This window comes from Candidatus Agathobaculum pullicola (genome assembly GCF_052117205.1).
GTDB lineage: Bacteria > Bacillota > Clostridia > Oscillospirales > Butyricicoccaceae > Agathobaculum > Agathobaculum pullicola.
Genome location: NZ_JBQKJP010000002.1, coordinates 20,738 through 32,273, shown reverse-complemented (window position 1 = coordinate 32,273; position 11,536 = coordinate 20,738). Strand labels below are relative to the sequence as shown.

Below are 11,536 nucleotides of genomic sequence, written 5' to 3'. Positions count from 1 at the left end.
GGAAAACCGCTCCCTTTTGGATGTTTCAGCCGATGCCGCCGGGGATGACGAAGCTGCATATTACAACCAGTGCGGCAAGAAAAACATAGACATATTTGGCAAGGAAATCATACGCAGGACTGAGGGGCTTGTCCCGGCCCTCCATCAACTCTTTCTTTATGGTTTTGACGCCGAGCACCCAGTAGATCATCACAGCGCCAAGGATTGCGCCGATTGGCACGATATAAATTGTGATGATATCCATCCAGCGGCCCATCAGGGCTTCCTGCTCAATCAGCAGGCCGACCGCGAGTGTTGCCGCGCCTGCCACTGCAACGGCGACCTTACGGTTTAGCTTCAGGCGTGTCTGCGCAGCTTCAGATACTGCTTCCAGCATGTTGGCCAGCGAAGTGATACCGGCAAACAGCACGGAAATGAAAAACAGGAATGCAAATAGCCGGCCGAGCGGCATCTGCTGGAACACACGCGGCAGCGTGATAAAGAGCAGTTTGGGACCGGAAGCGGGGTCCAGTCCAAAGGCGAATACCGATGGGATGACCGCGCAGCCCGCCAGCATGGCCGCGCAGGTGTCCAGCACAGCGGTCATACACGAGGAGTGGACAATATCTTCCTTTTTGGAGAGGTAAGAGCCGTAGATGATCATACCCGATCCAGTTACGGAAAGCGAGAAGAACGCCTGCCCCATCGCCATAATCCATGTGCGGAGATTGAGCAGATATTCCCACTGGGGAACGAGCAGATATTTATAGCCATCCAGCGCACCCGGCAAAAAGAGCACACGCACCGCAATAATCAGGAACAAAATGAAGAATGTCGGCATCATCACTTTGTTAATCTTTTCAATACCGCCCGAAACACCGAAAATCAGGATGGCGACCGTTATTACCACAACGATTGCATGCCACGGAACACTGGATAGGTGCGTGGCGCTCATCTGCGCAAAGTAAGTTTCCGGTTCGGTAGACATGAGCGTGCCGGTCAGTGCACCAAACGCACATCGCAGCACCCAGCCAACAATAATCGAATAGCCGATGGCAATGCCCAGCGAGCCGAACAGCGGAATGGCACCCAGAATTGCGCCGCTCTTTTTGCCGCGCGTTTTCATTGCATATTCATAGGAGCCGATCGGGCCGGTGCCGGTCAATCGACCGAAGGCGAATTCACCGGATAGGCCGACATAGCCGAACAGAGCGATAAACAGCAGATAGGGGATGAGGAAGGCCGCGCCACCGTATTGTCCGGTACGATAAGGAAACATCCAGATGTTGCCCATGCCAACCGCGGAGCCAACTGCCGCCAGCACAAAGCCGATTTTGGAGGTAAAGGTACCATTCACACTTTTTTCATTCATTTTTTCAATCTCCGGTTTCTTTTCACAAGTCTATATAGTATATCATAACAGTGGGGATAAAGCCATACGCGATTTCACCAGAAAAGGACAAGCGCTTTGTCATATCCGACAAAAGCGCGTGCGGAAATTCGGGAAATTTATCAGTTATTCCCTTGCACTTATCGCCTGCTTATGGTATGATAGGAAAGCGTGAGAAAGACACATGTCTTTTTAGGGAGGACAAACAGCGCATGGTAAAACCAAAATACTATCTGGTCGAACGTACACTGCTGCCGGAAGTGTTCCAGCGTGTGATCGAAGCGAACGAGGCGATTGCCTCGGGCAGGGCGGCGACGGCAAGCGAGGCGGCGAAAATCGCCGGACTGTCGCGCAGTGCGTATTACAAATATAAGGATGGTGTGCGCCCGTTTTTCGAGGCGACAACCGACCGGATTGTGACCTTCCACTTTATGCTGCACGACCAGCCGGGCGTGTTATCGAGTATTCTGGGGCTGATGGCCCGCTCGGGCGCAAATTTGCTGACGGTCAATCAGTCGATACCGATGCGCGGGCAGGCATCCGTGACTATTGCCGCCCGTACCGGAGAGATGAAGTACTCGGTTGAGGAGCTGCTCCGTCGTGCAGAACAGATGGAGGGCGTAAGCAAGGTGGAAATTCTGGCATCCGAATAGAAATAGAACCGAAGGAGAGGAAACTGGGTTATGATAAAAGCAGCAATCATGGGACACGGTACGGTTGGCTCCGGCGTATATGAGGTGTTTGAAATGAACGCCGAAAAAATTGCGCGTGTGGTTGGTCAGCCGGTTGAGGTAAAATATGTACTGGATTTGCGCGATTTTTCCGCGCTGCCGTATGGACACAAATTTGTGAATGATTTTTCGGTTATTGAAAATGACCCTGAGGTTACGGTCGTAGCCGAGGTCATGGGCGGTGTGGGCGCCGCCTACGAGTTTACGCGCCGCTGCCTGCTCGCCGGCAAGAGCGTATGCACCTCTAATAAGGAACTGGTTGCCACGCGCGGTGAAGAACTGCTGAGAATTGCAGAGGAAAAAGGCGTAAATTACATGTTTGAGGCTTCGGTCGGCGGTGGTATCCCGATTATCAGGCCGATGCTGCAATGCCTTGCCGCCAATGAATTCAATGAGATTTGCGGTATTCTCAATGGTACGACCAACTACATTTTGACGCAGATGATTCATAACGGTGTCACCTTTGAGGACGCACTCAAGCAGGCCCAGCTCAATGGCTACGCGGAAAAGGACCCGACGGCGGATATCGAGGGTCATGACGCTTGCCGTAAAATTTGTATTCTGGCGGATTTGGCATTTGGTGACAAGTTTAACCCCGACCAGGTATCCTGTGAGGGCATCACCAAGATTACTCTGGAGGACGTTGCCAACGCCGACAAGCTCGGCTGCGTGATTAAACTGCTCGGCCGCACGGTGCGGTGCGAGGACGGCACGGCCTATGCGTATGTTGCGCCGCATCTGATTCATAAAGAAAGCCCGTTGGCTGCGGTGGAGGATGTATTCAACGCCATTATGGTCAATGGTAATGCAACGGGTGACGTGATGTTCTACGGTAAGGGCGCGGGCAAGCTCGCCACCGCTTCGGCTGTTGTGGCGGATATGCTTGACTGCATTGAGCATGCGGACCACCGCCGCCGTATTTTCTGGGGCGATGGGTCGAAAAACCTGCTCCGTCCGCTTGACACGTTGCAAAGCGCATGGTATGTTCGTTTCAAGGGTGCATCGCGTGATTTGGAGGCATTGCTGCCGGTGGAAAGTCTGACCGAGCCGGTCAACGGTGTAACGGTGGTCAAGACACGCAAGATGTCCACGGCCGAGATGCAGGAAAAGATGGAAAAGCTGAACGCTTGTGGCGAAGTGCGTGCTGCTATGCGTATGCTGTAAGAGGAGGATAACAGGAAAATGGTTCGTGTTACTGTTCCGGCTACGAGCGCCAATATGGGTTCGGGCTACGACAGCATCGGCATTGCGCTCGAACTGTATAACGTGATCGACATGGAAGAAAGCGAGCGTATTGATATTTCCGATAAAAACGGTCAGTTTGTGCCAAAGGATGCACGCAATCTGATTTATCAGTGTGCAAAACGGGTATATGATGAATGTGGTAAGCCGCTTTCCGGCCTGAAAATTATTGAGGACTGCGCCATCCCGCAGACGCGTGGCTTGGGTTCATCTTCGGCCTGCACGGTTGCGGGCATTATGGGCGCGAATGCACTGCTCGGCGAGCCGCTCGACCGGCAAGCTGTTATCGACCTTGCAGCGACGATTGAAGGCCACCCGGATAACTCCACGCCCGCCATTCTGGGCGGTTTCTGTGTGGCGCTGCTGGAGAATGGTCATGTACATCATGTGCGCGTGCCGGTGCACGGCGCGATTGACTTTATCGTGTTCATTCCGGATTTCAAGCTCTCGACCGAGAAGGCGCGCGCGGCGCTGCCCAAAACCATCGCGCACCATGATGCGGTGTATAATCTGGCGCGCGCGGCACTGCTCGCCGGCAGTCTGACAACCGGCAAGCTGGAAAATCTGGATGTGGCAACGGGGGACTGTCTGCATCAACCATATCGCTTCAGCCTGATTGAAAACGGAGAGGACATTGTCCGCGAGGCGAAGCAGTTGGGGGCGCTGGGGGCATTCATCTCGGGCGCCGGCCCGTCCATCGTTGCGATGGTTTATAAGGGGGACCGCGACTATCTGTCGCGCGCGCAGGCGGTCTGTGCGGAAAAATATCCGCATTGGAAGGCCGTACAGCTGCGCTGCGACGAGGTTGGTGCGACCGTGAAACGCATGTGAGCGAGGCCGCGTTTGCGGCAGGCTATATAAGGAGGAAACGGAATCAGTATGAGTCTTATTGTGCAAAAGTTCGGCGGCACTTCGGTGGCGAACACCGAACGGCTGAGAAATGTTGCGGATATTGTCACCAAGACTGCGCAGGCCGGCAACAAGGTGGTTGTTGTGGTCTCCGCGCAGGGAGATACTACCGATGACTTGATTGCAAAGGCGGCGGAGCTGAACGAACATCCGTCCAAACGTGAGATGGATGTGTTGCTTAACACCGGTGAGATGATTTCAATGTCGCTGCTGGCGATAGCGATTCAGAAGCTCGGCTTTTCGGTTGTTTCGCTGACCGGCTGGCAGATTGGTCTGGAAACCAACAGCAATTATTCGGATGCGCGTATCAAGCGCATCGTGGGCGACCGCCTGCAGGCAGAACTCGATAACGGAAAAATCTGCATCGTAGCGGGTTTCCAAGGCATCAATAAGCTCGGGGATGTGACCACGCTCGGCCGCGGCGGCTCGGATACGACTGCTGTGGCGATTGCGGCGACGCTGGGCGCCGACCTGTGTCAGATTTACACCGATGTTGACGGCGTATATACCGCAGACCCGCGTATCGTTTCCAATGCGCGCAAGTTGGATGCGATTACGTATGATGAAATGCTGGAACTGGCGTCGCTTGGCGCACAGGTTCTGCATAACCGCTCGGTGGAGATGGCGAAAAAGTATAACGTCGACCTGGAGGTCGTTTCGAGCTTTACCCGCAACCCGGGTACGAAAGTCAAGGAGGGTTCTCACATGGAAAAAATGAATGTATCGGGCGTGGCCCGTGATAATAATTGTGCGCGTGTGGCTATTATCAATGTAGCGGATACGCCGGGCACAGCGTTCAAGGTGTTTTCGCTCATGGCCAAGCACAATGTCAATATCGACATCATCCTCCAGTCGGTCGGCCGCGACAATAAAAAGTCTATCTCCTTTACCATTCGTGAGGATGACGCGGAGCGCGTCGGCAAAATTCTGGAGGAAAACGCCGAGATGATTGGCTATGAGGATGTGTCAATCAACACCAAGGTTGCCAAGGTATCCATTGTTGGTGCGGGTATGGCATCCTCTGCAGGCGTTGCATCTAAGATGTTTGAGGCATTGGCTATGGCCGGCATTAATATTCGCATGATCTCCACCTCGGAAATTAAGATTTCTGTTTTGATTAACGAGGCGGACAGCGAAAAGGCAGTCAAGGCCATCCACGAGGAATTCTTCGGCGAGTAAGGCGGTACTGAGAATTTGATAAAAAAATAACGAACCTGATTGACAAGCGAAGTCGGGTTCGTTATAATATTATTGTGATATTATTGTCAATTGGCGGGAAAGGATGTTATGTCATGAAGAAACTCTGGTGCTTGTTCCGGCGCCGATTTGCCACCGGAAATGATAAAATGTGTGTTGCATTTTCCGAGACAGAGGGTCGTGTTCGTACTTGTCCGTATGAGACCGAGGAAGAGGCAAAGGCCAAGTGCCCGGAATACGCATTTAACAATCGTCATGATGGTGAGGGCGAGGGAGTCGAATAAACCCGCGTTACTTACTGCCAGCAAAGCCCCGAAGGAGACGTCTTTCGGGGCTTTTTCCCGCCAAAAAGCAGAGGCAACTGCTGGTTGACAAAAAGAAACGCCGGGTTGGTGGTGCTTTTTCGATATTTCAGGCACACTGGAAGCACAGTAAGGAGGTGCCTAAATATGACAACAGGAGAGAAGATTGAAGCGCTCCGGCATGAGAAGGGCTTGAGTCAGGAAGCGCTGGGCGAAAAACTCGGTCTGTCCCGGCAGGCGGTAAGCAAGTGGGAGGCCGATCAGGCCGTGCCAACCATGGATAATCTGGTGGAACTGAGCCGTTTGTTCGGTGTGCCGGTGGATACACTGTTGCGACCGGACGAGCCGTTGCCGGATAAAGAGAAGAAGCCGTCGGAAGGAATAACAATTGCACCGGACGGATTTAGGGTCACATACTCACCGGTATTAACACAAAAGACGAAGTGGTTTATCATTATAGTGGCGCTATTGTTGTTTGTCAGCGTCATCGGTAACTTGCTTTCGATTGGGTATGTGCAAATGTTGCAAACACAGGTAGAAAATCTGCGGCTGCGCGTAGAATCCGTGGCTGCACAGATGCAGCAGGCGGATACGGAATATGCTCCGGCAGAGGGGAAAACCGAACAAGATGCCTTGTCGGATTATGACATCGCTTATGACTTGCAGTATAACCCGAACAAGACGGTGACGACCACGCTCAAGCTGTCCTTGTCTGCACGGCCTAAGGAACTGAACCAAAATACCGAAACACCCAAATTCACTATCCAGAGCGCGGGCGAAAGCTGGACGTGCGCTGCGATTCTGGAACAGGACAATTCCTATGTGGGCAGTACGGAGATTCCGCTGCGGGATGCCTTTACGGTTTATCTGACGCTAACCGACCGGGAGAGCGGTACGGTGCGTAATCTGTTGCTGGAGACCGTCAGCGGGCTGGAAAAAGAGTTTGACATCTCTTGCGGATACACATGGCATGCCGGAGATAATGGAAGCAACCCGGATGATAATGTAGTGCAGGTGCAAAACGGTGTCACCACTGTGTCCGGCACAGTTTCGGCGTTTTTCTATCAGATTTGGTATAGGCTGGATGGCATGCCAATGCGGTGTCATCCCGTCAGTGCGCGAATGGTATTGCTGCAAGGGGATACCGAGCTGCAAAGCGCGGCGTTTTCGGCACCTGAGTGGGATGCGGATTTGGAGCGTTACCATGCGGAATGTGCGGTCGACTGGACGGTGGACATCCCCCCGGAGCAATTGCAGCTGATGATGGAATATACCGATAATTATGGCCGCGTGCATCAGCTCGTACAGGATGCAAAAGATGGTGGAGAAACAGAAATAACCTTTAATTTTTAGCAGGGTTTTCTATTTTCCGGGTGTATACGCCGCAGCCAGCACAAAAATCTTTGCGGCTCCCATTTCGCGCAGCAGCTTGACCGCAGCCGCCGCCGTTGCGCCTGTGGTGACAATGTCGTCTATCAGCACAACGGATTTGCCGCGCGTCTCGGCGCTTTCCCGCGGCAGCAGTGCCCGTTCGGCATTTTGCTGTCGTGCAGCCGCATCCTTTTGCGCGGATTGCTTAGGTGTGAACGCACGCTTGCGCAGCGTCGCTCGACAGGGGAGGCCAAGCGGTTCCGCTACAGCTTTTGCCAACAGTTCCGCCTGATTGTAGCCGCGCTCTCGTCTCCGCAGCCAGCCAATCGGCATGAAGGTGACAAGGTCGGGCTTCCATGTGTCCAGCCGCTCGGTCAACAGAGGCAGCATCTGCGCAGCAAACCAGTCCGCATAGTGCTGCTTGTGCTGGAATTTGAACCGCTGCATTGCCTGCTTGACTTTGCCGGTGTAGTACAGCGCGGCCACAGTGTCCGTTGCGCCCGTAATATGGATTGCTTCCGTGCAGCGGTAGCGCTGCCGCACCTCAGCCGCGCAGGGAGGACACAGCATGGCTTTGCCTGTCCCGGCGGCGGGCAGCATTTCACCGCACAGTACGCAATGTTTGGTAAATAGAACTCCCATGTGGATTCCTCCTGCATGACCAAAGGGCTGTCCGACGGACAGCCCTTTGATTTTACTTGGAAAGCAGCTTTTTCAGGCGTTCCGCCGCTTCGAGCGTGCGCTTCTGGTCGCCGAAGGCAGTCAGGCGGAAGAAGCCGTCACCGTTTTTACCGAAGCCGGCGCCCGGTGTACCAACCACGTTGGCGTTTTCGAGCAGATAGTCGAAGAACTCCCACGAACCCATACCGTTCGGACACTTGAGCCACAGATACGGGCTGGACTTGCCGCCGGTGTACCAGATACCGAGCGAATCGAGCGTCTCGGAGAGCACCTTGGCATTCTGCTTGTAGTAGCCGAGGGTTTCCTTGATCTGCTTCATACCTTCTTCGGTGAAGCAGGCTGCTGCGCCCTTCTGCACGATGTAGGGAACGCCGTTAAACTTGGTGGTCTGGCGGCGCAGCCACATCTTATTCAGCTTGCCGTCCATCAGTGCCTGCGGGACAACCGTCCAGCCGCAGCGTGTGCCGGTGAAACCGGCCATCTTGGAGAACGAGCAGAACTCGATGGCGCAGGTCTTTGCACCCTCGATTTCATAAATGGAGCGGGGCAGATTCTCGTCCTCAATGAAACACTCATACGCCGCGTCATACAGGATGACCGCTTTCTGTGCGTTGGCGTAATCCACCCAAGCCTTGAGGCCCGCGCGGTCGTATGCTGCGCCGGTCGGGTTATTGGGAGAGCAGAGATAGATAATATCCGCCTGAACAGAAGCGTCCGGCAGCGGCAGGAAGCCGTTTTCCTCAGTTGCATTCATGAATACAACCTTACGGCCCGCCATAACGTTGGTGTCCACGTATACCGGATAAACCGGATCAGGAATCAGGACGGTATTGTCCGCGCCGAAGATGTCAAGGATGTTGCCAAGGTCGCTCTTAGCGCCGTCCGAAATGAAAATTTCGCTGGTGTCGAGCGCAACACAGTGGGTCTTGTAGTAGCCTACAAGAGCTTCGTGCAGGAAGCCGTAGCCCTGTTCATCGCCATAGCCGTGGAAGGTTTCCTGCTTGGCCTGATCCTCGACCGCCGCGTGCAGTGCGTCGATAACAGCAGGCACGAGCGGACGGGTGACGTCGCCAATGCCCAGACGGATGATATCCGCTTCCGGGTGCGCGGCGGAATATTCGTTTACCTTACGTGCAATCGTGGAGAACAGATAGCTCTGCTCCAGATCGTCATAGTGCTTATTGATCTGCATGTTCTTTGCTCCTTTTCAGCGATGCTGCGACAAACGCCTTAAACAGCGGATGCGCGCGATTGGGACGGGATTTAAACTCAGGGTGGAACTGCACGCCGATGTAGAACGGATGGTTCGGAATTTCGACGGTTTCCACCAGCTCGCCCGTGGGGGAGGTGCCGGTGATTTGCATGCCGTGGCTTTCGATCTGCTCACGGAAGCTGTTGTTGAATTCATAGCGATGACGGTGACGCTCGGAGATCATCTCCGCGCCGTAGGCCGAAGCCATGATGGTATCCGGACGGATTTTGCACGGATATGCGCCCAGACGCATCGTGCCACCCTTTTTGGAAACGCCCTGCTGGCTTTCCATCAGGTCGATGACCGGATGGGTGGAATCCTGATCGAACTCGGACGAGTTTGCGTCCTCAAAGCCAAGCACATTGCGCGCATAGCTCATGACCGCAATCTGCATGCCGAGGCAGATGCCGAAGTAGGGGATACCCTGCGTGCGTGCATAGTTCGCCGCGCAGATCATGCCCTCAATGCCGCGCGGACCGAAGCCGCCGGGCAGGATGATGCCGTCGACCTCGCCGAGCAGCTTGTCCGCGGTCGAATCGTTGATCTCTTCGGAATCGACCCAGTCGATGTCAACAAAGCAACCGGTCTCATAGCCGCCGTGCTGCAGCGCCTCCGCAACCGAGAGGTATGCGTCATGCAGCTTGACATATTTGCCGACTAACGCAATCTTCACATGATCCTTACGGGAGGCGATGCGCTCGAGCATTTCAACCCATTCGCTCATGTCGCCCTTGGGCGCGCCGATGGCAAGTTCACGGCAGACGATATCGGACAGGTGGCTCTCCTCAAGCATCATGGGTGCCTGATATAGCACGGGCAACGTGCGGTTTTCGATGACACAGTCCTCCTGCACGGTGCAGAACAGAGAAATTTTGCGTTTGATGTCGTCGTCCAGCGGCTGATCGACGCGCGCGACGATGATGTCCGGGGAAATACCCAGGCCACGCAGTTCCTTGACCGAGTGCTGGGTGGGCTTGCTTTTCGGTTCGTTCGAGCCGGAGATAAACGGCACAAGCGTGACATGAATGAACAGGCAATTGCGGCGGCCAACCTCGGTCGCCACCTGACGGATGGCTTCAAGGAACGGCTGGGACTCGATATCGCCGGTCGTGCCGCCGATCTCAGTGATGACCACGTCCGCCGAGGTCTTTTTACCAACCGAGTAAATAAACGATTTAATTTCGTTGGTGATATGCGGGATTACCTGCACGGTTTCGCCCAGATACTCGCCCGCGCGCTCTTTGTTCAGAACGTTCCAGTATACCTTGCCGGTGGTCAGGTTGGAGAACTTATTAAGGTCCTCGTCGATGAAGCGCTCATAGTGGCCAAGGTCGAGGTCGGTTTCCGCGCCGTCATCCGTAACATATACTTCGCCGTGCTGGAACGGACTCATGGTGCCGGGATCAACGTTGATATACGGATCCAGCTTTTGCGCGGCAATCTTCAGGCCACGGCTTTTAAGCAGACGGCCGAGCGACGCGGCCGTGATGCCCTTGCCCAGACCGGAGACAACGCCGCCGGTCACAAAGATATATTTTGTCATAACTCGATTTCCCCCTTAAATACGGTCGTTGCCGCGCCCGTCATGAACACGGTCTGGTCGGTGTAGCGCACGGTCAGGTCACCGCCGCGCAAATGTACGGTGATATCCTCGCCTTTCTGTGCGCGTCCGGTCAGCACTGCGGCCACACCCACTGCGCAGGCACCCGTGCCGCAGGCCCAGGTCTCTCCCGAGCCGCGCTCCCACACGCGCATTTTGAGCGTGCCGTCCGGCAGGACATTGACAAACTCCGTGTTGACGCGCTCCGGGAACAGCGTGTGGTGTTCAAATTTGGGGCCGATCCGCTCAAGATCCAGCCCGTCGATATCCTCATCGAGGAAAATCACACAGTGTGGGTTGCCCATGGAGACGCAGGTGACATGATACACTTTTTCATCGACGACCAGCGGCGCGCCGATGACCGTGTCGCCCTCCAGGTCAACCGGAATGTCGGCAGGCTTCAAGATGGCCGCGCCCATATCCACGCGGGCGGAAACCATTTTGCCGTCTTTGACGGTCAGCTCAAGTGTTTTTACGCCCGAAAGCGTGTCGACCGTAATGGTGGTGCGTCCGTCAGTCATGCCGTTGTCGTACAGATATTTGCCGACGCAGCGAATACCGTTGCCGCACATTTTGCCCTCCGACCCGTCAGCGTTGAAAATGCGCATCTGCGCGTCCGCCTTGTCCGAAGGGGAAATCAGGATGATGCCGTCGCCGCCGATGCCGAAGTGCGGCTCACTCAGCCGGACGGAGAGCGACGCAGGATCGGATACCGTCTGGTCAAAACAGTTGAAATAAATGTAGTTGTTGCCGCAGCCGTGCATCTTGGTGAAGGACAGCTTCAAGCGGGCTCCCTCCTTGATAAAACAAAAAATGGTATATAAGCAGGCCAATCAGCAAGCCATAGCTCATACACCATTTAGTATATCATAATCCGTCGGG

11 protein-coding genes are annotated in these 11,536 nt (G+C 54.7%); 6 read left to right on the top strand and 5 right to left on the bottom strand.

What is annotated here, in order from left to right:
* Positions 1 to 25: 25 nt before the first annotated feature.
* Positions 26 to 1,351, bottom strand: coding sequence for a sodium-dependent transporter (locus ACTQ3V_RS01165; protein WP_441465893.1), 1,326 nt, complete (start codon positions 1,349 to 1,351; stop codon positions 26 to 28).
* Positions 1,352 to 1,581: 230 nt separating this feature from the next.
* Here ACTQ3V_RS01165 and ACTQ3V_RS01160 point away from each other — a divergent pair, with 230 nt between their 5' ends.
* The 6 genes from ACTQ3V_RS01160 to ACTQ3V_RS01135 all read left to right on the top strand — a co-directional run bounded on the left by ACTQ3V_RS01160 (position 1,582) and on the right by ACTQ3V_RS01135 (position 7,103).
* Positions 1,582 to 2,022: an ACT domain-containing protein gene (locus tag ACTQ3V_RS01160; RefSeq protein ID WP_373163385.1), complete on the top strand. Its 441-nt coding sequence runs from the start codon at positions 1,582 to 1,584 to the stop codon at positions 2,020 to 2,022.
* A 30-nt stretch (positions 2,023 to 2,052) separates the two neighbouring features.
* Complete coding sequence (locus tag ACTQ3V_RS01155; RefSeq protein WP_441465892.1) at positions 2,053 to 3,264, top strand: homoserine dehydrogenase; 1,212 nt, start codon at positions 2,053 to 2,055, stop codon at positions 3,262 to 3,264.
* Between the two features lie 18 nt (positions 3,265 to 3,282).
* Entirely contained in the window at positions 3,283 to 4,173 is an 891-nt protein-coding gene (gene thrB / locus ACTQ3V_RS01150; RefSeq protein ID WP_441465891.1) for a homoserine kinase, read from the top strand.
* 48 nt (positions 4,174 to 4,221) lie between these two features.
* Positions 4,222 to 5,430 (top strand): aspartate kinase, encoded by a 1,209-nt coding sequence (locus ACTQ3V_RS01145; RefSeq protein ID WP_441465890.1) that lies wholly within the window; start codon positions 4,222 to 4,224, stop codon positions 5,428 to 5,430.
* 113 nt (positions 5,431 to 5,543) lie between these two features.
* Positions 5,544 to 5,732, top strand: coding sequence for a hypothetical protein (locus ACTQ3V_RS01140; protein ID WP_441465889.1), 189 nt, complete (start codon positions 5,544 to 5,546; stop codon positions 5,730 to 5,732).
* Positions 5,733 to 5,897: 165 nt separating this feature from the next.
* Positions 5,898 to 7,103: a helix-turn-helix domain-containing protein gene (locus tag ACTQ3V_RS01135; protein WP_441465888.1), complete on the top strand. Its 1,206-nt coding sequence runs from the start codon at positions 5,898 to 5,900 to the stop codon at positions 7,101 to 7,103.
* A gap of 9 nt (positions 7,104 to 7,112) precedes the next feature.
* Here the strand turns inward: ACTQ3V_RS01135 and ACTQ3V_RS01130 are convergent, their stop codons facing one another.
* Genes ACTQ3V_RS01130 through dapF form a run of 4 tightly spaced genes read right to left on the bottom strand, consistent with a single transcriptional unit; the run spans position 7,113 to position 11,439 of the window.
* Positions 7,113 to 7,763, bottom strand: a complete 651-nt coding sequence (locus ACTQ3V_RS01130; RefSeq protein ID WP_441465887.1) for a ComF family protein — start codon at positions 7,761 to 7,763, stop codon at positions 7,113 to 7,115.
* Positions 7,764 to 7,815: 52 nt separating this feature from the next.
* Positions 7,816 to 8,994 (bottom strand): LL-diaminopimelate aminotransferase, encoded by a 1,179-nt coding sequence (locus ACTQ3V_RS01125; RefSeq protein ID WP_441465886.1) that lies wholly within the window; start codon positions 8,992 to 8,994, stop codon positions 7,816 to 7,818.
* A complete protein-coding gene (pyrG, locus tag ACTQ3V_RS01120) occupies positions 8,981 to 10,597 on the bottom strand; it encodes a CTP synthase (protein WP_441465885.1) in 1,617 nt (538 codons plus the stop codon). The genes ACTQ3V_RS01125 and pyrG overlap by 14 nt, the downstream gene beginning before the upstream one ends.
* The gene (gene dapF / locus ACTQ3V_RS01115; protein WP_441465884.1) at positions 10,594 to 11,439 is read right to left on the bottom strand and encodes a diaminopimelate epimerase; all 846 of its coding nucleotides are present in this window, start codon (positions 11,437 to 11,439) and stop codon (positions 10,594 to 10,596) included. Before dapF ends, pyrG begins: the two co-directional genes overlap by 4 nt.
* Positions 11,440 to 11,536 lie beyond the last annotated feature (97 nt).